Annotated in this window: 23 protein-coding genes and 1 tRNA gene; 10 read left to right on the top strand and 14 right to left on the bottom strand. The window is 62.2% G+C overall.

The window, feature by feature from the left end; translation table 11 throughout:
- The first annotated feature begins 152 nt into the window (after positions 1-152).
- The 3 genes from cysT to ICI42_RS09030 are packed head-to-tail and all read left to right on the top strand — an operon-like array spanning position 153 to position 2886.
- Complete coding sequence (cysT, locus tag ICI42_RS09040) at positions 153-977, top strand: sulfate ABC transporter permease subunit CysT (protein WP_188164217.1); 825 nt, start codon at positions 153-155, stop codon at positions 975-977.
- A complete protein-coding gene (gene cysW, locus ICI42_RS09035; protein ID WP_188164216.1) occupies positions 977-1867 on the top strand; it encodes a sulfate ABC transporter permease subunit CysW in 891 nt (296 codons plus the stop codon). The genes cysT and cysW overlap by 1 nt, the downstream gene beginning before the upstream one ends.
- Positions 1864-2886, top strand: coding sequence for a sulfate/molybdate ABC transporter ATP-binding protein (locus tag ICI42_RS09030; RefSeq protein WP_188164215.1), 1023 nt, complete (start codon positions 1864-1866; stop codon positions 2884-2886). The genes cysW and ICI42_RS09030 overlap by 4 nt, the downstream gene beginning before the upstream one ends.
- 101 nt (positions 2887-2987) lie before the next feature.
- Here the strand turns inward: ICI42_RS09030 and ICI42_RS09025 are convergent, their stop codons facing one another.
- From ICI42_RS09025 to ICI42_RS09005, 5 genes are all read right to left on the bottom strand, one after another.
- Complete coding sequence (locus ICI42_RS09025; protein WP_188164214.1) at positions 2988-3140, bottom strand: hypothetical protein; 153 nt, start codon at positions 3138-3140, stop codon at positions 2988-2990.
- A 137-nt stretch (positions 3141-3277) separates the two neighbouring features.
- Positions 3278-3604 (bottom strand): BRA0787 family protein, encoded by a 327-nt coding sequence (locus ICI42_RS09020; protein ID WP_188164213.1) that lies wholly within the window; start codon positions 3602-3604, stop codon positions 3278-3280.
- 110 nt (positions 3605-3714) lie between these two features.
- Positions 3715-3909 (bottom strand): hypothetical protein, encoded by a 195-nt coding sequence (locus tag ICI42_RS09015; RefSeq protein ID WP_188164212.1) that lies wholly within the window; start codon positions 3907-3909, stop codon positions 3715-3717.
- A gap of 421 nt (positions 3910-4330) precedes the next feature.
- Positions 4331-4807 (bottom strand): HXXEE domain-containing protein, encoded by a 477-nt coding sequence (locus ICI42_RS09010; RefSeq protein WP_188164211.1) that lies wholly within the window; start codon positions 4805-4807, stop codon positions 4331-4333.
- A 51-nt stretch (positions 4808-4858) separates the two neighbouring features.
- Positions 4859-5236: an MliC family protein gene (locus ICI42_RS09005; protein ID WP_188164210.1), complete on the bottom strand. Its 378-nt coding sequence runs from the start codon at positions 5234-5236 to the stop codon at positions 4859-4861.
- 298 nt (positions 5237-5534) lie between these two features.
- Here ICI42_RS09005 and ICI42_RS09000 point away from each other — a divergent pair.
- Positions 5535-5610 (top strand) — tRNA-Lys (locus ICI42_RS09000).
- Positions 5611-5944: 334 nt separating this feature from the next.
- Positions 5945-6226, top strand: a complete 282-nt coding sequence (locus tag ICI42_RS08995; RefSeq protein WP_188164209.1) for a hypothetical protein — start codon at positions 5945-5947, stop codon at positions 6224-6226.
- 29 nt (positions 6227-6255) lie between these two features.
- Here ICI42_RS08995 and ICI42_RS08990 read toward each other — a convergent pair whose 3' ends face one another.
- Positions 6256-7170, bottom strand: coding sequence for a PhzF family phenazine biosynthesis protein (locus ICI42_RS08990; RefSeq protein ID WP_188164208.1), 915 nt, complete (start codon positions 7168-7170; stop codon positions 6256-6258).
- Positions 7171-7290: 120 nt separating this feature from the next.
- On the opposite strand from ICI42_RS08990, the gene ICI42_RS08985 reads away from it, so the two are divergent.
- The 3 genes from ICI42_RS08985 to ICI42_RS08975 are packed head-to-tail and all read left to right on the top strand — an operon-like array spanning position 7291 to position 10536.
- Positions 7291-8616: an efflux RND transporter periplasmic adaptor subunit gene (locus tag ICI42_RS08985; protein WP_230980230.1), complete on the top strand. Its 1326-nt coding sequence runs from the start codon at positions 7291-7293 to the stop codon at positions 8614-8616.
- A 4-nt stretch (positions 8617-8620) separates the two neighbouring features.
- Positions 8621-9325, top strand: coding sequence for an ABC transporter ATP-binding protein (locus ICI42_RS08980; protein ID WP_188164207.1), 705 nt, complete (start codon positions 8621-8623; stop codon positions 9323-9325).
- Positions 9325-10536, top strand: coding sequence for an ABC transporter permease (locus ICI42_RS08975; RefSeq protein ID WP_188164206.1), 1212 nt, complete (start codon positions 9325-9327; stop codon positions 10534-10536). Before ICI42_RS08980 ends, ICI42_RS08975 begins: the two co-directional genes overlap by 1 nt.
- Before the next feature lie 9 nt (positions 10537-10545).
- On the opposite strand, the gene ICI42_RS08970 is transcribed toward ICI42_RS08975, so the two are convergent.
- Positions 10546-11268: a hypothetical protein gene (locus ICI42_RS08970; protein ID WP_188164205.1), complete on the bottom strand. Its 723-nt coding sequence runs from the start codon at positions 11266-11268 to the stop codon at positions 10546-10548.
- A gap of 5 nt (positions 11269-11273) precedes the next feature.
- Positions 11274-12386 (bottom strand): endonuclease/exonuclease/phosphatase family protein, encoded by a 1113-nt coding sequence (locus ICI42_RS08965; protein WP_188164204.1) that lies wholly within the window; start codon positions 12384-12386, stop codon positions 11274-11276.
- Positions 12387-12527: 141 nt separating this feature from the next.
- Here ICI42_RS08965 and ICI42_RS08960 point away from each other — a divergent pair, with 141 nt between their 5' ends.
- Positions 12528-13070 carry a BA14K family protein gene (locus ICI42_RS08960; RefSeq protein ID WP_188164203.1) on the top strand — a complete coding sequence of 181 codons (543 nt, stop codon included), beginning with the start codon at positions 12528-12530 and terminating at the stop codon, positions 13068-13070.
- Between the two features lie 238 nt (positions 13071-13308).
- On the opposite strand, the gene ilvC is transcribed toward ICI42_RS08960, so the two are convergent.
- The 5 genes from ilvC to ICI42_RS08935 all read right to left on the bottom strand — a co-directional run bounded on the left by ilvC (position 13309) and on the right by ICI42_RS08935 (position 19223).
- Positions 13309-14328 (bottom strand): ketol-acid reductoisomerase, encoded by a 1020-nt coding sequence (gene ilvC / locus ICI42_RS08955; RefSeq protein ID WP_188164202.1) that lies wholly within the window; start codon positions 14326-14328, stop codon positions 13309-13311.
- A gap of 27 nt (positions 14329-14355) precedes the next feature.
- A complete protein-coding gene (locus tag ICI42_RS08950; protein ID WP_407945144.1) occupies positions 14356-15015 on the bottom strand; it encodes a TetR/AcrR family transcriptional regulator in 660 nt (219 codons plus the stop codon).
- 94 nt (positions 15016-15109) lie between these two features.
- On the bottom strand, positions 15110-16360 hold the full coding sequence (locus ICI42_RS08945; RefSeq protein WP_188164201.1) for an FAD-dependent oxidoreductase: 1251 nt from the start codon (positions 16358-16360) through the stop codon (positions 15110-15112).
- A 65-nt stretch (positions 16361-16425) separates the two neighbouring features.
- On the bottom strand, positions 16426-18348 hold the full coding sequence (locus ICI42_RS08940) for a potassium transporter Kup (RefSeq protein ID WP_188164200.1): 1923 nt from the start codon (positions 18346-18348) through the stop codon (positions 16426-16428).
- Positions 18349-18479: 131 nt separating this feature from the next.
- A complete protein-coding gene (locus ICI42_RS08935) occupies positions 18480-19223 on the bottom strand; it encodes a pyridoxine 5'-phosphate synthase (RefSeq protein ID WP_188164199.1) in 744 nt (247 codons plus the stop codon).
- A 174-nt stretch (positions 19224-19397) separates the two neighbouring features.
- Between ICI42_RS08935 and ICI42_RS08930 the strand changes: the two genes are divergently transcribed.
- On the top strand, positions 19398-19787 hold the full coding sequence (locus ICI42_RS08930; protein WP_188164198.1) for a SpoIIAA family protein: 390 nt from the start codon (positions 19398-19400) through the stop codon (positions 19785-19787).
- On the opposite strand, the gene ICI42_RS08925 is transcribed toward ICI42_RS08930, so the two are convergent.
- A complete protein-coding gene (locus tag ICI42_RS08925) occupies positions 19788-20915 on the bottom strand; it encodes an ATP-dependent DNA helicase (protein ID WP_188164197.1) in 1128 nt (375 codons plus the stop codon). It abuts the gene before it with no gap.
- Between the last annotated feature and the right edge of the window lie 27 nt (positions 20916-20942).

The raw sequence follows: 20942 nt of genomic DNA, 5'->3' as shown, positions 1-20942 counted from the left end.
CCACGCCTCATTTCCAACGTTGGCGATTGGCGAAATCCGACCCCACAACGCGATCTCCCCCCATGCGGGGGAGATGTCCGGCAGGACAGAGGGGGGCGCCGTAGAGCGCTAACCGCAGCGTTTGTCCATCCAGCAACTGCGAAGACACCCGTATGACCCGCCGTCGCGTCCTTCCCGGTCTGCCGCTCGCGCTTGGCATCACGCTGGTCTATGTCTCGATCATCGTCGCACTGCCGCTCGGCGCGCTGGTGTTCAAGGCCGCGAGCCTGGGCTTCGCAGACTATTGGGCGATCGTGTCGTCGCCGCGCGCGGTCGCCTCCTACCGGGTGACAGTGCTTTCGGCGCTTGGCGCGACGCTGTTCAACCTCGTCTTCGGCCTGGCGCTGGCCTGGGTTCTGGTACGCTACCGCTTTCCCGGACGCCGCCTGATCGACGCGCTGGTGGATTTGCCCTTCGCGCTACCCACCGCAGTTGCCGGCATCGCTTTGACCACGCTGTTCGCGCATAATGGCTGGTTCGGCTCGTTCCTGAGCAATTTCGGCATCAAGGTCGCCTACACGCCGCTGGGCATCATGGTGGCCATGGCCTTCACCAGCATTCCCTTCATCGTCCGAACCGTGCAGCCGGTGCTGGAAGACCTCGACCCCGCATTGGAGGAGGCGGCGCAATCGCTTGGCGGCTCGGACGCCAGCATTTTCCGCCGCGTGATCCTGCCGCTGTTGACGCCGGCCATTCTCGCTGGGGTGTCGCTGTCCTTCGCCCGCTGCCTCGGCGAGTTCGGCGCCATCATCTTCATTGCCGGAAACCAGCCCCATGAAACCGAGATCACGTCGCTGCTCGCCTTCATCCGACTTGAGGAATACGACTACCAGGCGGCCGCGGCCATTGCCTCGGTGCTGCTCATCACGGCCTTCGTCATGCTGGCCGTCACCAACCTGCTGCAGGCGCGCGCACTGCGCTACACGGTGAAGAATTGATGTCCGCCACAGCCAAAATCAAGCGCCCGCCGCGCGTCGGCGACAACCCGCTGTTCCGCACCATCCTGATCGCCGTCGTGCTGGTCGTGACGGCCCTGTTCATCGTCGCACCCCTGGCCGTCATCGGCTTCCACGCCTTCAGCCAGGGCTGGCAGCTATATGCGGCTACGATTGCGCATCCCGATACGGTGCATGCCATCATGCTGACGGTGGTGACGGCCCTGATCGCCGTGCCGATCAACACGGCCTTCGGTGTCGCCGCCGCGTGGGCGATCACCAAATTCGACTTTCCCGGACGCCGCCTGCTGTTGGTGGTGATCGAAATCCCCTTCTCGATCTCGCCTATCGTCGCTGGTGTCGCCTATCTCTTCGTCTACGGCCTGCAAGGCCTGTTCGGCGAAATGCTGGCCGACGCCGACATCAAGATTCTGTTTGCCCTGCCCGGCATCGTGCTGGCCTCCATGTTCGTGACCGCACCATTCGTCGCGCGTGAACTGATCCCGCTGATGCAGGCGCAAGGCCGCGACCTGGAGGAAGCAGCCACCTCGCTCGGCGCTTCGGGCTGGCGCACCTTCTTCTCCGTCACGCTGCCCAACATCCGCTGGGCGATGCTCTACGGCGTCGTACTGTGCAACGCGCGCGTCATGGGCGAGTTCGGAGCCGTTTCCGTTGTCTCGGGCAACATACGCGGCCAGACCAACACGCTGCCGCTGCATATCGAACTGCTCTACCACGACTACCAGACCGCGGGATCCTTTGCCGCCGCGTCCATCCTGGCGCTGCTGGCGGTCGTCACGCTGGCAGCCAAGGTCGCGCTTGAACGGCGCGGCGCAGGCCGCCGCCCTGCCCTTGCCGCCCCCGTCGCCGTGCTTACGGAGAATGCCAAATGAAAATCCGCCTCGATTCCGTGGAAAAATCCTTCGACAGCTTTCGCGCCGTGCGCGGCGTGTCGCTGGAGGTCGAGAGCGGCGAACTGGTGGCGCTGCTAGGGCCGTCAGGCTCCGGCAAAACAACCATTCTGCGCATGGTCGCCGGGCTCGAATATGCCGACGGCGGCTCGATCCATTTCGGCAGTGTCGATGCCACCGATATTCCGGTACGCGACCGCGGCGTCGGCTTCGTCTTTCAGCATTACGCGCTGTTTCCGCATATGACGGTGGACGAGAACATCGCCTTTGGGATGAAGGTGTCGAAGCAAAAGCGCAGCAAGGCGCAGATCGACGCACGGGTCGCCGATCTTCTGAGGCTGGTGAAACTCGACGGCCTTGGCAGCCGCTTTCCCGCGCAGATTTCAGGCGGTCAAAGGCAGCGCGTGGCGCTTGCCAGGGCGCTTGCAGTCGATCCCAAGGTGCTGCTTCTCGACGAGCCTTTCGGCGCACTCGATACCAACGTACGGCGCGATCTGCGCCGCTGGCTGCGCGAAATCCATCAGGAGCTTGGCATCACCACCTTGTTCGTCACGCATGACCAGGAAGAGGCGCTCGACCTCGCCGATCGCGTCGTGATCCTCAATGACGGCCAGATCGTGCAGGAAGGCACGCCCGAAGAGGTCTGCCGCCAGCCCTCGTCGGCCTTCGTCATGAAGTTTTTGGGCGACACCAACAAACTTAAGGCCATGGTCACCTCCGGCGTCGCTGCCATTGGCAATGCCAGGATCGAGGCGCCCGGCTTTCCCGATGGCGCTGTCGATGTATTCCTGCGGCCGGCCGATCTGGACTGGGCGAATGAAGGTGAAGGGATCTCCGCGACCGTCGCCCGCGTGATCGACAAGCCATCCGGCCGGCGAATCCTTGCTGTCACCGAATCCGGCGAAGCGGTCGAATTGGATGTGGCGCCGGAAACGGTCGTCACAGCTCAGCAGCGTGGTGTGGTGACAATCGAGAGAGCGCGGCTGTTCGCCAGCGCCTGACCAAGCAAAATCCTGCCTTACTTGACCAGCAACCGTCTGGATTAGGCCAGACGATTGCTGGAATTATCTTTCATCAAATAAAGAATGGTGGTCTTCGGCGCCTATATAACGCCGAAGACCATGGCGGCGGTGAAAGCAAAAGCAATGCTGAAAACCGCGTAGGCGAACAACGATTTCGCCGGAACCGACTGATTTGTCAGCGGGCGCGGATCGACATCCTCGCTGCGACTTGAGATAAATTGGGTCTGTGCCATCTCGATCTCCATCATGAGCACTAGACTACTAATTCGGTAGACTTTGTCGATTGCTATTTTTCGGCAGTCTGCGGAACCATGTGCTGTCCGGAGGCCAGCGGAGGGAACGTCGTCCCTCCGCCAGAGGTTTCGTGAAATCACGAATTTCTAAGCCGCTCCACGGCCATCGCGCGAAGCAATATGGCTGCTTCCGCATAGGTTGCCTGTCCGCTGTCCAGCAGCGGCCCGGCTTCGGAACCCAGCAGGGCGCCGACATGGTCGGCGATGCGCAGCGGCAGCGTGTCGGTGCAACTGCGCATGCGTCCGAAAACGGAACTTATCGGCACGCGGCGTTCCTCGAACTCCACCAGAGGTTCCGATGTACCGGGATGCCAGGCCTCGAAGGCCTCCAGCGCATCCTCGAATGCCTGATGCAGAAAGATCGGCGCATGGCCTTCATGCAGAGGGGGAAGCAATCTGTTCATGGGTTTCTCCTCTCGGGAAAAGAGGCGCGGTACCCAAATACATGTCCGCGCGGGGCTTCCTTGCAGCCAGACGATTGCCTTGCCGCTCGACTAAAACACTGACGCCGAAGTTACCAGTAACCGTAGGCTGTCCAAGCCCAGTAAGCGGTCTCATCCAACTCTGGAAGTTTGTCCGCTTCAGGCTCGCGAAGTGATGTGTCAGCGTCCGCGAAGGCTTGCGGAACGACCGACAACGGCCAGGAAAATGCGTCTCTCAGACGCTCGGTCAGAGCAGAAATCCAAACACCGCTGCTTATCGTCGTCATGGTCATCTCCTGTAATTCAGGGGTTGAAAAGGACGGCACTAAAGCACTTCACGCCTATGAGTATGGCGTTGAGGTTCGTGATGTCAACAATGTCTACCAATCTTGTGGAAAGTTCTTCAAAGCCTTTTCGGACGACTGCCGAAGGGCCCAACAGTGTCAGAAGATCGAAGAAAAACGAAAATCGGATTGTTGGATTCTGCCTCGAAAACGGGCATCCGCAAAAGTGCGAGGTTCAGGCTACCCCCTCCCAGGTGCAAGCCTGAACCTCATTTGGGCGTGTTCTGATCGACTGGATGAGAACTTAGCCATCCTAATCATAAGCAGGCCGAGCGCAAGAGCACTGTGTTCGGCCGGATACAAAATCTGTCCGCAGCGTTAAGATTTACGGATATAGAAAGCGTCGAACACAGATGGCACGGTTTTAGAGGCGGTCCTGCCGGAAATAGGGCCAGCCCTTGATGTTCAGCAACACGATGGGCGTGGCCATCAGCGCGGCGGCAAGAAGAACCGAGCCTATCAGCGACCAAAGGTCGAGGCGACCGGAGCCGACGGCGACCCGATAGCATGTAACGCCGATCGGCAGAAACAGGATCACCGCCGTAATAGTGCCTGGCGAGAATCGGCCGCGCGTCCTGATCATCGGCAGAATGTGAAAAAAGATCGCGTTGACGAGCATCAGCCCCGGAAACGCCAATGCGACGCCGACCCACACATCTGCGAGGTTCGCTGCCACCACGCCCAACACGATGACCAGCGCGTTGACGATGTAGAAATCGCTCCATTCCACCGGCAATCCGATCACCGCGCGAGCCCAGTTGCGCCAGTCCAGCGAGAATTCTTCAAGCACGTGAATGGCATATGCCGCCGTCGCCAGCCAAATCCAGTGAGACAAGTCCATGGTACTGCTCCGACCGCGAAGAAACTGGAAACCCCGGCCGATGAGAGCCCGCTATTGTCCCGCCTCCTGGCAGGTCATGACCGGATCTGCATTCTCATCCTGCGTAAGGTCGCGCAACGTGCCCTCGGCACCCTTGGACCACCACTCGTATTTTCCCGACACGTAGCGCGCGCCCGACCCCGACAGCGTCGACACGAAGATAAGCGATTGTCCGTCAACCGGGATGACGGCAAGTGTGTTCGGGTCCGCATTGACATAACGGACGTTCACGGTTGCAGCGCCGCCGCATCGATAATCGACGGAAATCACCTCGCCATTGGCCGCCGGATCGAGTGTGAGCTTGATCGAGGACGCATCAACCTCCTGCGCGGACACTGGGCCTAGCCCCATCGACAACACCGTAGCGGCAGTCACATTCCGTAAGAACATCGCAAACATCCCATTGCCCGAAAGGCATTGAAACATCGGTACGCGACCGTCGCAATGTTTTTCACAGCATTTGCGCGTCGGGCAAGATGCGCGGTGCGAGGCGACACCAACAGCCCATCAAGCACGTAAAGGCGTTTTCGAACAATTGCTTAGCCTATTCACCAAGCGCGCACGGACTTACCGAACATGGTGCCTCAACGGAAAACTTGCGGAACTTTGTCGCAAAATCGTCGTGCAGGGCTGGACAGGCCGAAGGGCTGTGGGTATATGCCGCCCACGGTCGGCGTTGCCGGTCAGTGGGTGTGTAGCTCAGTTGGTAGAGCAGCTGACTCTTAATCAGCGGGTCCACAGTTCAATCCTGTGCACACCCACCAATCTTTCCAAAGACTTAGGCGAGAAGCGGATGGCGGCGAAAGCCTGGCTCCGTCTTTGGCCGCGGCCAAACGCCAGCCACGACGTCGGCGCAGACCCGCTATGCAAAATTGTGCATTGCAGCATGAGCGATGAGTGCCTAGATTTGGGTGGTCGGCCATCTACTCCTCCCAGATGCGATGCCGACGCCCGAAGGCGGCGAACCTCCTCCCTCGCCTCCTTTAGAATTGAGCCCGCTGCACCTCCTCCCGCAGCGGGCTTTTTCTTTTTCCCACCGGTGACTCAGCGCAGGAACCAACCCTGCTGTCAGTCATTAAGCGGAAAAGGAACACTTCTATGATCCGTTTTCTTGCATCTGCGGCGCTGGGCTATGTCGGCTGGCGGGTTGTGTCTCGCATTGTCGAGGAGCATTCCAGCCCCAGTGAGCGGACCGGCTCCGATCTGGGCCTTGCGGTTTCCATCGCCGAAACGACCGAAGCGGCCGACGCGACAGCGGAGCCCTTGCGCGTGACCGAGACGGCTCGCAACCTGAAGGCGGCCCATCTTGAGGCGACGGCGTCCGAATCTGCGATCGTCGCGGCGCTCAAACACACCAGCGCCACCCCAACCGTCGATTAGCGGATGTCCACGACGTTCAACGGTACGAATTAAGCCCGCACTATCCCCTCAGCGACCTTTACGGCATGGCCTCCGATGCGCGCTCGCTTGAGCGCGCCGTCCAAAACGTCCAGCTCGAGTCGGATGCGCGAAGGGCGGCCCATTTCCAGCCCCTGCTCGATCCACAAACGGTGAGAACCATCGCGCAGATCGTCGAAGTGCCGCGCGACGCCGGCGAAAGCCGCAGCCGCTGAACCTGTCGCCGGATCCTCGTAGGGCGGGTGCCCGGCAACGAACATGCGGGCGTGGAAGGCGCTATCGTGCAGCAGCGTCTCGCGGCAGTAAATGTAGGCAGACGCCACCGCGGTTGGGCTCTTGTATGGCGCGAAGGCGAACCAGGCATCGATGTCCAGCCGCGCCTTGGCTGCGGCTTCGAGACCCGAAACGGGCACCGTTATATAAGGCACGCCGGCCGACCAGGCGCTGACCTTGTGATTCTCAAATCCGATCTCATGCGGCCCGAGCCCAAGGGCAGCGCCGACGACCGCCGCCTCCACTTCAAGCAAAACGGGTTGCGGCAGACTGGGCAGGTCGAATTCAGCAAAGGCGACGTCGTCGATTTCGGTTACGGCGCAACGCACCGGGCCGATCTTCTCTTCGAGCACGAAAATGCCCGATGACGCAGCGGTATCGGCGGCCTGAGCCAACGCTATCGCCGAGCCCACGGTAGGATGGCCGGCGAACGGCATCTCGTAATGTGGGGTGAAGATGCGGATCCGGGCGCGATGCATCGGGTTCAGCGCCGGCAGCACGAACACCGTCTCCGAAAGATTGAACTCACCGGCCAGTTGCTGCATCCTGGCGTCCGACAGCCCCTCGCAATCGAAGACAACAGCCAACGGGTTTCCGGCCAGCCTGTCGCGCGTAAACACGTCGTATATGGCGTAGTGTCTGTCCCGGTCCATGCGTCTCGCTTTCCGTTCGCTCCAAACATGAGCGAAATTTAATTTGTATTCTGAGCCCTTAAGGGCGATCTCTGACCTATGCCAGCCCTATGGCTGGCATAGCTTGCGATAGGATTTGGCTTGGATCAGCTTGTCAATCGTTCCGTCAAGGAACCTGTACCGGACCTGGAGGCCGAGCTTGGCCTCGACGGCAAGGGGCGCACCAAGCGCCTGCGCGGCCGCATGCTTTGGGTGCTGGCGGTCCTGGCGCTCGGTGCTGCCGGCATAGCAGGCTACCAGTGGTACACCTCCGGTGGCGAGCGCATCCAGTTCGCCACCGTTCCGGCTGCCACCGGGGACCTGACCGTCGAAGTGAATTCCACAGGTACGCTGCAACCATTGGTGCAGGTCGATATCTCGTCCGAGCTTTCCGGCGTTATTCGCTCCGTGCCGGTGGAAGAGAACCAGCAGGTCCGGAAAGGTGACGTCCTTGCCGAAATGGACCGGGAGCGGCTGTCGGCCGAGGTCGAGCGCGCACAAGCCTCCGCCGATGCAGCGCGGGCGAAGCTGGACGACACGAAAATCACGCTGACGGAAAGCCAGCAGAGTTTCGGCCGTACGGAATCGCTGACGGGGCGTGGCATGGCGACCCAGCAGGCGCTGGAAGCAGCGACCGCCGTGCGCGACCGCGCGCAGGCCGCCGTCAGCTCGGCGCAGGCCAGCCTGGCGATTGCCGAGGCGGACCTTAAGCTTGCCCAGGCCAATCTGGAAAAGAGCACCATCTATGCCCCCATCGACGGCGTCGTACTGACGCGATCGGTGAATCCCGGCCAGACGGTCTCCGCCTCCACCCAGGCGCCGATTCTGTTCGTGCTCGCCGCCGACCTGTCCAAAATGGAGCTCAAGGCGGCCATCGACGAGGCGGATATTGGCGGTGTGCAGAAAGGCCAGCAGGCGAAGTTCACCGTCGACGCCTTCCCTGAACGCCAGTTCGAAGCCGAAATCCGCGACATTGCCTATGCCTCGGTTACCACCGATAATGTCGTGACCTACAACGCCAAGCTCGATGTCGACAATGACGAGCTGCTGCTGCGTCCCGGCATGACCGCCACGGTCTCCATCGTCACCAAGGAGGCCAAGGGCGTTATCACCGTGCCCACAGCAGCCTTCCGCTACAGGCCGACCACCGAGCGAGCTGAACGCGGCGGTAGCTTCAACCTTCTCAGCATGTTCACCGGCCGCTCGCGCGGCCCTGGCGGACCGGGTGGCCGCGCGACCCGGCCTGCGGACGCTGGAAGGGCGGAAGCAGCGATGGACGGCACGCGTCTCCTGTTCGTCCTGAAGGACGGCCAGCCGACCCCCACCCGCGTCAAGACCGGCGTCAGCGATGGCGATAGGACCGAGGTGGTCTCCGGCCTCGCGGTCGGCGACCAGATCGTCACCGGCTCCAGCACGGTGCGGAACTGACGCGATGGCAGAAGCCCCGCTGATCAGCTTCGAGAAGGTCTGGAAGACCTATGGCGAGGGCGAGGCGCGGGTGCACGCGCTGGCCGGCGTCGATATGTCCATCGAACGCGGCGACTTCGTCGCCATCATGGGGCCTTCCGGCTCGGGCAAATCCACATCGATGAACATTGTCGGTTGCCTCGACGCCCCGACAAAGGGGCGATACGGCTTTCTGGGCATCGATGCCGGGCGGCTCGACCGCACCCGCCGCGCGATCCTGCGCAATTTGCATATCGGCTTCGTCTTCCAGGGCTACAACCTTTTGCCGCGGACAACGGCTGCGGAAAATGTCGAGCTGCCGCTGATCTATCGCGGCATGGCCAGCGGCGAGCGGCGCAAGCTCGCCATGCAGGCGCTGGGCGAAGTCGGGCTCGAGGGTCGCGAACATCACACACCGGCCGAACTGTCCGGCGGCCAGCAGCAGCGCGTGGCCATTGCACGCGCCATCGTCACCCGCCCTACCCTTCTGGTCGCCGACGAGCCGACCGGCAATCTCGACACCGCGCGCAGCCACGAGATCATGGAACTGATGACGCGGCTCAACGCCGATTACGGCCTGACCATCGTCATGGTCACGCACGAGCCAGACATCGCCGCCTATGCCCGCCGCACCATCGCCTTCCGCGACGGGCAGATCGCCTCCGACACATTGCGGGCGGAGGCCGCCTGATGCTGCTCGAAACCATCCGGCTCGCCCTTCGCTCCGTCCGTCGCAACGTGCTGCGCTCCTTCCTGACGCTTCTGGGCATCGTCATCGGCGTCGCGGCGGTGATTGCCATGCTGACCATAGGCAGCGGCACGACAGCCAAGGTGCGGTCCGACATTTCGGCGCTCGGCTCCAACCTGCTGACAGTGCGCTCCGGCCGGCCGCCGACGCCTGGCCAGCCTCCCGTCCGCTCCAATCGTCCGCTGGAGGACAAGGACGTAACCGCGCTGCGTGCCCACCTGCTCGGTGCACGCGCCATTTCCGGTGCTTCGCAGAAAACCGTCACTGTCGTTTCCGGCACCGAAAGCCTGTCGGTCTCGGTGACGGGTTCCGACACCGGCTATTTCGATGCGCGCAACCTCGCGGTGATCGATGGCAGGCTCTACAGCGATGCTGAAATCCGCAGCGGCGCCAATGTCTGCCTGGTCGGCGAAACGGTACGTCAGCAGTTCTTTGGCTCGGCGAGCCCGCTGGGGTCGACCATCCGCGTCGGTCGCATGAGCTGCGACATTATCGGCCTGCTCGAGCCCAAGGGCTACACCGGCTTCGGCCAGGACCAGGACAATGTCGTGATGATGCCGCTGACGACCTTCCAGCGCCGCATCGCCGGCAACCGTAACATCGAGACCATCTATGTCGCGGCTGACGATGCCACGCCGACGTCGGAACTTCAGACCCGCATCGAGGACATCATCCGCGACACGCGCCGCATCACCGCCGACAAGGAAGATGATTTCAACGTCCGCGACATGACGCAGATCGCCGACGCCATGGCCAGCGCCACCAGCACCATGACCGGCATGCTGAGCGCCGTCGCCGGCGTCAGCCTGCTGGTCGGCGGCATCGGGATCATGAACATCATGCTGGTCTCGGTGACCGAACGCACGCGCGAGATCGGCATCCGGCTCGCCATCGGCGCGCATGAAAAGCACATCCTCATTCAGTTCCTGGTGGAAGCCACCGTATTGTCGGTGCTCGGAGGGCTGATTGGCATCGCCATCGGGCTCGCGCTCGCCGGTGCCGCGTCGCTAGCCTTGTCGATCCCGTTTGCGCCCAGCCTTGCCGTGGTGCTCATGGCCGTCGGCTTCTCGGCGCTGATCGGCATGGTGTTCGGATTTTTTCCAGCCCTGCGCGGTGCGCGGCTCGACCCCATCGAGGCGTTGCGGCACGAATAGTAAGGCAGCTCACTCCCCTGCCCCCTCGAAATGCCATCTCACCAGCGGCAGCATATGCGGCATCAGGCCCTCGGGCAGGTCGTCCTTGCCGCGGATGATGACGGGGCCGACGATCTCCGGATCGGGATCGCGCGCAACAAAATCCCGGATTCTGGCGGCAATCGCATCGGCTGCCTCCGGAAGCCGGTAGCAGCGCACGATCACCGTCCCGCCCAAGGTGGAAAGCACCTGCAGGCCCTCGGCCCGCTTGGCCTCGGCCAGGTCCAGTCCGGTCTCCTCGCCGACTTCGCGGGCCATGTTGTAGTCCAGCATGACCTGCCCGTCGGCGCTGAAATCCTCCGGCTCGAAGGAGCCCGCAGCGAAATAGACCTTCCCCGCATTGGCGGTCTGCGGACCCATGCGGATCGCTATCAGCGCATTGTCGGAGGAGATCAGCATGCCGTGTGCAAAGGCATGCTCGGCGCTGGGGACCGGCTTGAGCTTGCGCCAGTAGAGGAAGGTCGAGAAGCCGATCTCATGGCAGATGCCGGTCAGTACGCGTCCGGCATAGCCGAGCGACGACAACAGCACCACGCGCCCGTCGAACAAAGCAGGTCGCGCGGCAATCTCACCCGCCCAATTCAAGGCTATGGCCTCTGCATTTTCCAGCTCGAACGGATGCGGCTCCTTCACCAGGCGCACGTCGACCGCATCGACCGGCAAAATGACATCGCGGGGGAGATCGAAGGCCATGGGTGTCACACCAGATTGAGCGAGATCGCGACAGGGCAATGGTCCGACGCCTTCGGCCGGTCCCAGCCGACGCGCGGATAGCGTTCGACCTCCTGCCCCTGCGGGAAGACCGTGCGATAAGGCTGCCCGCGACGGATGATGTCGGGAACCGCTTGGGCATTGCCGCGCGCCAGTGCCGGCGACAACAGGATGTAGTCGAGCTGGCACAGATGCCGCTCCTCCGGGCCGCGCGTGTGGTAGAGCGTCCAGCGATCCATCTCAGGCCGGCGCTCGACGGCATTGATCGCGAACCCGTCAGACAAGAGCAGGTCGAGGCACGAACGCGCTTCGTCGACCGCTTCGAAGCCGTAGCCGTCATAGCTGTCGCCGGTGATGACGATACGCTGGCGATAGTCGTTGAAATCGCCGCATATGACCCAGCGTTTGGCGCCCGCGTAGTCCTTGCCGAACCGCTCTTCGATGATGTGGCGGATGGCCTTGGCTTCCGCCTCGCGCACTGGCATCGTCGCGTCGCGGCCGTTCATGCCGTTGCGCGGCGACCCCATCGACTTCAAATGCACCGAATAGATCGTCAGCGGCTGTCCGCCGATCTTCACGTCGATCTCCAGGCAGTCGCGCCGAAAGATTCGCTCGCTGGGCAGTTCGTTGAGCGCCGCCAATTCCGGCGTATGCAGGCCCAATTGCTCGTAGGTCAGATGCGCGTGGCTGGTCATGCGGATGAATTCGATGGGCTGGCCGTCCCGGGTTTCGGCCCGCATCATCACCGCCACGTCGATGCCGCGGCTGTCATTGCCTGACGTCGTGTATTTCTGCTGGTAGCCCTGGCCGATCATCTTGAACAGATAGCCATACTCGAACGCCCTCAGCGCGCCGATATTGTCGACTTCCTGCAGGCAGATAATGTCGGCGCGGGTATCGGCGATGGCCAAAGCACTCATCTGGCGCATGTCGTCGGCATGCGCAATGGTGCGCGCCTGCTCCAGCAGCCGGTAATCCGCCTCGCTCTGGATCTCGAACAGCGCAAGCGTTCGATCCTGGTTGAGCTGGTTGCGATAGCCGGAAAAATCGAACCTGTTCATCAGGTTCTCGACATTGAAGGTGGCGATGCGAAACGACATGGGCGCGAGCTTTGCCTAGAGATTGCGGGGAATACAAGAGCGCCCGGCGCGTTCATCGCCCGTTCAGCCACACTGGCAGATAGTCAGCCCACCTTCGAACGAAGCCGGCGTGGGGCTGAAGTTTGAGAACTGGAGACGATGATGTCGTTCAAACTCTACCAACTTGCAAGATCGGGCCTTGTAGCCGCGGGCCTCGCGGCCGGTTTTGTCGCGCCGGCTTTGGCAGCCCCCGCCGGCATTGCAACCAGCCCAGCGACAGAGGCGAAAGCCGGCAGCGCCGTGCAGCAAATCCAATGGAACTGCCGACCCGGCGACAACTGCCGCCGCGACGGTCAGGGACGTGGCTGGGATCGTGACCGGGACGGACCGCGTTGGGGCCGGGACAGGGATCGCGACGGACCGCGCTGGGATCGGGACCGCGGCCGTCATGACGACTGGCGCCGCTGGCACCGGCCGCCCCCGCCGCGCCATTATGGCGGCGGCCCGGGCATCTATTTCCAGTTCGGCGGCCCGGTCTATCGCGAGCCGCCGCGCTACGTAGCGCCGCGCCCGGTCTATCGCGCACGCCTGTCCCAGGCGCATGTGAACTGGTGCTACAACCGCTACCGGTCGTATCGGGCATGGGACAACAGCTTCCAGCCCTATGGCGGTCCGCGCCAGCAGTGCTGGTCGCCATTCAGCTGATTGGCGCATCGCGACATAAAAAAGCCGGCGGATCGCTCCGCCGGCTTTTTTTATGTCATGTCCGATGGCGTTGCCAAATAGAGCTGCCACTGACGAAAAAGCCGGTGGCGACACGTCCCGGTAAGCCGAGTGGGCTGGCTGCCGGGAACCGGAGCAGAGCGTACACTGGGTACGTCAGCACCGGAAGCGCAGGTAGCCACGACCAATCGGCCGCCGGGGCAGCGTCAATACGATTTTTTTAGTTCTTGGTCTTATCGACCAGCTGATTCTTGGCGATCCAGGGCATCATCGCGCGCAGCTTGGCGCCGACTTCCTCGATCTGGTGGCTGTCGTTGTTGCGGCGGATACCCTTGAAGCGGGCAGCGCCCGAACGGTATTCCTGCATCCAGTCGGAGGTGAACTTACCGGTCTGGATGTCCTTGAGGACGCGCTTCATCTCGGCCTTGGTCTCCTCGGTGATGATGCGCGGGCCGGTGACGTATTCGCCCCACTCGGCAGTGTTGGAGATCGAGTAGTTCATGTTGGCGATGCCGCCTTCATAGATCAGGTCGACGATCAGCTTTACTTCGTGCAGGCACTCGAAATAGGCCATTTCGGGGGCGTAACCGCCCTCGACCAGCGTCTCGAAGCCGGCGCGGATCAGTTCGACCAGACCGCCGCAGAGAACGACCTGCTCGCCGAACAGATCGGTTTCGCACTCTTCCTTGAAGTTGGTCTCGATGATGCCCGAACGGCCGCCGCCGACGCCGCAGGCGTAGGACAGGCCGAGGTCGAGCGCGTTGCCCGAAGCGTCCTGGTGAACGGCGACCAGGCACGGCACGCCGCCGCCCTTCTGATATTCGCCGCGCACGGTGTGGCCTGGGCCTTTCGGAGCGACCATCAGAACGTCGACGGTCTTCTTCGGCTCGATCAGGCCGAAATGCACGTTGAGGCCGTGGGCGAAGGCAATGGCAGCGCCGTCACGGATGTTCGGAGCGATTTCGTCGCGATAGATGTCTGCCTGCAGTTCGTCCGGCGTAGCCATCATCATCAGGTCGGCCCACTTGGCCGCTTCCGCCACCGTCATGACCTTGAGACCGTCGGCCTCGACCTTCTTTGCGGTCGCCGAGCCGGGCTTCAGGCCGACGGCGAGTTCCTTGGCGCCGGAATCCTTGAGGTTCAGCGCATGGGCGCGGCCCTGGGAGCCGTAGCCGATGATGGCGACCTTCTTGCCCTTGATCAGGTTGAGATCGGCATCACGATCGTAATAAACACGCATATTGGGGTTCCTTCCCTCGCTTCGTTGTCAGGTTCCGGCGGACGCCGGCGGGTGTTTTGCTCCGTAGAGAGCCAGAAACTGCTGCGTCGCCCGCGCGGCATCGCCCGCGATCTCGGCCTCAGTCATCTCCAGCCGGTCGCCAAGCAGCAACCGGATCTGAACGTCGCGGCCCATCAGGCCGAAGAATGTGCGGAATGCCGCTTCGACATCGTCGAAGTCGAGAAGGCCCAGCTCGCGGCCGGCCTCCAGAAGCGGCTTAAGCCGGTCGCCAATGGCAAAACGGCCGTTGGCCAAGACGATGGAGCCGAGATTGCTGCGGCCCGACAGCGCATGCGCCACCGCAACCCGGTTAAGCGCGATCGATGTCTCGCTCGAGATCACCCGCAGCCAGTTGGCGCCGAAGCTCTCAAGACTGTCGCGCAACGAGCCTGCATCGAGATGCTGGCGGTCATAGGTGCGCGCGCGAACGCTGGACGCCTGGAAGCGGACGGTTTCGGCAAGCAGCCCGTCGCGGTCGCCAAACCATTTGTAGAGCGTTTCCTTGGAGCAATTGGCGCGGCGCGCCACAGCCGTCATCGTGAGCTTCTCGCCCTCTTCCACGAGAAGGCGCAGAACGCTGTTCAGCACGTCCTGCTGACGCGCCGTCGGTTCTTCCGCCATGCCTTTTGGAGCGTTTTGCTGCATCATCCCGACGAACGAAGTGTTGGGCGGCCTGCTTCTATTGGCAGTACCGTACGTTACGGTTCGGGCTTATCGCGCAAACCGATTTCGCGCACAAGGGCTAGCTGGGAATTTCCTGAAATTTATCCGCCCACCAGTCTCTTTCCTTCAGACCGATTGGGGAAAACGGATCGACCACTGTGCCCGCGACCATCGAGGCAAGAAACTGCGGCGCAGGCGGAATACGCGCGACGGTCGCCACCAGCCTGTCACGCAGCAAGGGGAGCGCCACTGAATCTGACTGGTAAAACGGCGTAAAGGCATAAGACAGCGCCTGGAACACCCGCAGATGCCATCGGCGCGAACGGGCATATCTATCCAGCGCGGCAGCAAGATCGGCGTGGTGCCTCAGCGCATGGGCGAGCGCCGCCGCATCCAGCAGCGCCATATTCGCGCCCTGCCCCAGTTGCGGACTGGTCGAATGCGCGGCATCGCCGATCACTGCAAAGCCCTGCGCCACGGGCAGGCGCAGAGTGTGGTGGCCATAGCGCGCCAGCGTCATGTCGTCGAAGCTGTCGATCTGCGACACATAGGCCGAGCATTCCGGCCACAGCGAGACCACGCGGTCCTTCCAGGCCTCTATTCCTGCCTGACGCAAGCGTTCAACGTCTTCCGGCTTGATGCTCCAGAAGAACGCCGCCATCGGCGCCGCACCCGGTCGCGGCCTGCCGATGGGAAGTACGCCGATCATGACGCTGGCGCGCCGATAGCGCTGCACCAGCGCGTGTTGGTCGAAGCCTTCGCCATGCCACGCAAGCGACGCCCAGAACGCGCCATAGGGCAAAGGCTTCTGCTCGACCGCATCTCCGGCCAGCACACGCCGCAGCTTCGACCGGCTGCCTGTGGCATCGACAACCAGATCGAAGGCGCCCATGGATCGGCCGTTCGAATCGAGCAGGACACTCGGACTGCCGGTCAAAACGGCCTCTGCCGCGCGACCGGTTTCCACCGCGATGCCATCGGCGACAACGGCTTCGTGTAGAACGTCAAACAGAGCGGCGCGGTGGACGGCGATACCATGCCGGCCCTTGGCCTGCGCGCTGTAGCGCACGTCGAGCACGGTGCGGCCGGTTGTGGCATCAGCACCATGCAGCCGATCGATGCGGCTGCCGAGCGCGGCAATGCTGTCATAAAGACCAAGATCGGCCAGGACTGTGAGGCCGGTGGGTTGCAGTATCAGCCCTGACCCCAACGGCGCGGCCTGTTCGAAGCGCTCGAACACCGTCACCTTGTGGCCGGCGCGGTGCAGGTACAACGCAGCCGCAAGACCCGCCGGCCCTGCCCCGGCAATCGCGATGTCGAGTCGTTGCATCCCAATCCCTTACTGATCGGCCTTGCTAGCTCGTCCAACGATCAGAAGGAAGAATTTTGAACCGATCAAATCCCGACCTGCGTACCGATCTCGACCACACGGCCGGTCGGAATCTGGAAATACTCGGTGGCGTCAGAGGCGGAGCGCGCCAGCGTGATGTACATCCGGCGCTGCCACAGCGGCATGTTCGAGTTGGGCGAAGCCTTCAGGGAACGACGCGACAGGAAGAACGACGTGGTCATGATATCGAACTTCCAGCCCTGCTTCCGGCAGATCGCCAGAGCCTTGGGGATGTTGGGCTGTTCCATATAGCCGAAGGTCAGGGTCACGCGGCGGAAATACGGATTGATTTCCTCCATCTTGACCCGCTCGGAGTCCGGCACGATGGGCTCGGACGCCGTCACGACCGATAGGACGACATTATGCTCGTGCAACACCTTATAGTGCTTGAGGCTGTGCATCATTGCGGTCGGCGCGCTTTGCGGATCGCTGGTCAGGAACACGGCGGTTCCGGCGACGATCTGCGGCGGCTTTTTCGCCAGTTGCCCGGCGATCAGGTCGAGCGGAACCTCGTTGCGGCGCGTTTTTTCGAACAAATGCCGGCTGCCGCGCACCCATGTCCACATGATGAGCAGGATCGTGAACGCCACAGCGAGCGAGGCCCAGCCGCCCTCAAGCACTTTGACGGCGTTGGCGGAGAAGAAGCTGATGTCGATGAAGCCGAACACAGTCACTAGGCCTACGGTGACGGCGGTCGGCCATTTCCAGATGCGCTTCATGACGACGAAGAGAAGCAGCGTCGTCATCAGCATGTTGCCGGTAACGGAAATGCCGTAAGCGGCGGCCAGGTCGCTCGAATCCTCGAAGCCGACCACCAGAAGCATCACCACGACAGCGAGAAGCATGTTGACGCGCGGCATATAGATCTGGCCCGACTGCGTTTCCGATGTGTGCAGGATCTGCAGCCGGGGCAGGATGTTCAGTTGCACAGCCTGCCGTGTCAGCGAAAACGCCCCGGTGATGACGGCCTGACTGGCGATCACCGTGGCGGCGGTGGCTAGGACCACCATGGGCACCAGCATCCAGCCTTCGTTCATCTCGAAGAACGGATGCCCGACCGCGCCACCATGCGACAGCACGAACGCACCCTGGCCGACATAGTTGATAAGAAGGCATGGGAAAACGATGGCCAGCCACGCGATGACGATGGGACGGCGGCCGAAATGCCCGAGATCGGCGTAGAGCGCTTCCGCACCCGTCACCGCCAGGAAAATGGCGCCAATGGTGACGAAGGAGACTTCGGGCTGGTTGTAGAGAAACTGGAAGATGTAGACCGGGTTGATCGCAAGAAGGATTTCGGGATCGTCGAAGATATGGGTCAGCCCGGAATAGCCGATCGCCAGGAACCATACGGCGGTAACCGGCCCGAAGACCAGCGCTACGCCCTGCGTGCCGAACCGCTGGACCGAAAACACCACAGCCAGGATGACGAGGGTCAACGGCACGACATAGGGCTCGAAGGTCGGCGTGACGACATTCATACCCTCGACTGCCGACAGGACGGAGATGGCAGGCGTAATCACCGCATCGCCGTAAAACAGCGCGGCACCCACCATGCCGAGGGCCAGGATGACCGCTGGTCGGCTTTTGTAGCTACCGCGCGCCAGCGCCATCAAAGACAGCGTACCGCCCTCGCCGCGATTGTCCGCGCGCAACACGAACAGCACGTATTTGACGGTGACGATGATCGTCAGCGCCCAGATGATGAGCGACAATACGCCGAGAATATCCCCGCGCGAGGCCACATTGCCGCCGGAGGACGCTGCGACCAGCGCTTCGCGGAAGGCGTAGATCGGACTGGTGCCGATATCGCCGAACACCACGCCGAGAGCGGCGAGAACCAGCGCCTTGATGTTGGGAGAGTGGGCCGCGGGATGGACGGCTCGTTCTGGTGTTTCCGCCTCACTACCAGCAGTGGCATGGGCCATGAAGAGAACTCCGATGAAGCCGCGGGGCTCTACTCTTGCTGCACCGCAAAAGCAACAGCTGTTTTAGCCTGAGACCATTATGCCGGTCCTTCGACCCGGTGCGCCTTCCCATAAGCGTCGCACCCGAACACTCAATTCTGTCTGCAAGCGTGGAGATAACGCTGCACGGATGTAGCCATTCCATACTCCAAGGCATCCGCTGTCAGGCAGTGGCCGATGGACACCTCTGCGAGATCGGGAATGGCTCGGACCAATGCCGGCAGATTGTCCACGGTCAGGTCGTGCCCAGCATTGACTCCAAGGCCGAGAGCACGCGCGGCATCGGCTGTTTTCGCAAGCTTTTCCAACTCCTTGACAGCTTTTCCGGAATCGGAATGGCAGCCGCCATAAGGGCCAGTATAGAGTTCTATGCGGTCGGCGCCCGTCGCTTTAGCTGAGGCAATTCCAGCGGGGTCCGAATCCGAAAACAACGACACGCGAACCCCGCTTCTTTTCAACCGTTTGACGATTGCCGTCAGAAACGCCGCGTGATCGGCGAAGTTCCAGCCATGGTCGGAAGTGTTCTGCGAGGGATCGTCAGGTACAAGCGTGACCTGCTCCGGCTGATTTTTTTCAACCAATTGCAGAAAATCCTCGCTCGGATAGCCTTCGATGTTGAACTCTGCCTGCGGAAACTCGTCGTCGATCAGGGCACGCAGATCGGGGAGGTCGGAGAACCGCACATGCCGTTCGTCAGGGCGCGGATGCACCGTCAGCCCGTGCGCGCCGGCGGCGAGCGCGATGCGTCCGAAGCCGGTGACGCTGGGCCATGGCAGGTCGCGCCGGTTTCGCAACATGGCGATCGCGTTCAGGTTGACCGAAAGCTTGGCGGACATTGTGCGCTCCTGGGACCAATCCTCATTGACGCCAGCGCCTTTAGCACGTCTCTTGCACTCTCGGGAACCGCAATCGCCAGAGACCGAGACACGCGTTCAGGCCTGCGTCGGGAACGCAAACCGGTCTTGATGTGTTTTCAAGAACTTGATTTTGTTAAGCGAAAGGACGCGCTGTTGAATCCCATCGACCCGATACCCGCCATCCGTCGCATCGAAACCGACCGCGGGGATGTTTGTGCGCTGGAGATCGTCGGCCATGTCTCAGATGGCGACATCGAAAACGCCTATGGGCTCATCGACGCGGTCGCCATGATGCATGAGACCATCGATATTCTCGTTCGCGTCACCGACTACGAAGGCATCGACTGGTCGGCGATCTTCATGGAAGACGGGGAAGCGCAGAAGCCCGCGCGCAAATTCGCCTTCGTCGGCGGACCGGGGCTGATCCGAACGGCCATGACGACCTTCGGGCCGTTCAAGGCGGAAGAGCGCCGCAATTTTGACTATGACCATGAGGCCGAGGCCTGGGAATGGATCGGTGCCACGCCCCTGCCGGCGGAGTGATCAGCGCACGACGGTCAGTTGCTTCGCCGCGCGCGTGATGGCTGTGTAAAGCCAGCGCTGGCGCGTTTCCTTGAAGGCGTAGCTTTCGTCGAACAAAACGACATTGTCCCACTGCGAGCCCTGTGCCTTGTGTACGGTCAGCGCATAGCCATAGTCGAAATCGTCATAGCGCTTCTTGGTCTGCCACGGAATTTCGCTGTCCGGCTCTTCGAACGCCGCCTTGAGCAGTTTGATCTTGGCCACACCCCGCTCGGGATCGTCCTCCTCGGGTGAGACGAGAAGGTTGATGCCGGGCTTCACGGTTTCGCGTGATGAGGTCATGACCTTCCAAAGCGAACCGTTCAAAAGGCCCTTGGCGGGATCGTTACGCAGACAGACCAGCTTGTCGCCGGCCCGCGGGTAGGTCGCCGAAAAACCCTTCAACTCACGCAGCCGCGCGTTGTAGCGCTTGCGCGTCCGGTTGGTCCCGACGAGCACCTGATCGGCGGCGAGAACCAGATCCTGGTTGACGTCCTCCTTGCCGATCACCTGCGCGGTGCCATAATCGCCCCGCATGAACTCGCGCCCCTCGCGCACATCCAGCGCCAGCCGCAGGATCGGGTTGTCGCGCGCCTGCCGGTGGATTTCGGTCAGCAAAAAGTCGGGGTCGTGCTCGGTGAAGAAACCGCCGCCCGAAATCGGCGGCAACTGCGCGGGATCGCCCAAGACCAGGATCGGCGTGCCGAACGACAGCAGGTCCCGGCCCAGGGCCTCGTCCACCATCGAGCATTCGTCGATGACCACAAGCTTGGCACGGGCGATGGGGCTCTGGCGGTTGATGGCAAAGGTCGGCGACATCGACGTCTTGCCGGTGGTCTCGTTCTCGACTGCCTCTTCGCCGCGCGGACGATAGATCAACGAGTGGATCGTGCGTGCGTTGGTTGCGCCCTTCGAGCGCAACACCTGCGCCGCCTTGCCGGTGAAGGCGCCGAACTGCACCTGTCCGTCGACATTCTCGGCAAAATAGCGCGCCAACGTCGTCTTGCCGGTTCCGGCATAGCCGAACAGCCGGAACACCTGCGGCTTTCCACCCTTGAGCCATCGCGCGACGGCCTGCAGCGCGTCATCCTGTTGTGGTGAGAATTGCATCTTCGCGACAAAGCAGATTCGGTGCCC

Origin of the sequence: Oryzicola mucosus, assembly GCF_014534685.1 — a bacterium.
GTDB classification, from domain to species: Bacteria; Pseudomonadota; Alphaproteobacteria; order Rhizobiales; family Rhizobiaceae; genus Oryzicola; species Oryzicola mucosus.
This window is presented reverse-complemented; position numbering and strand designations above follow the sequence as displayed.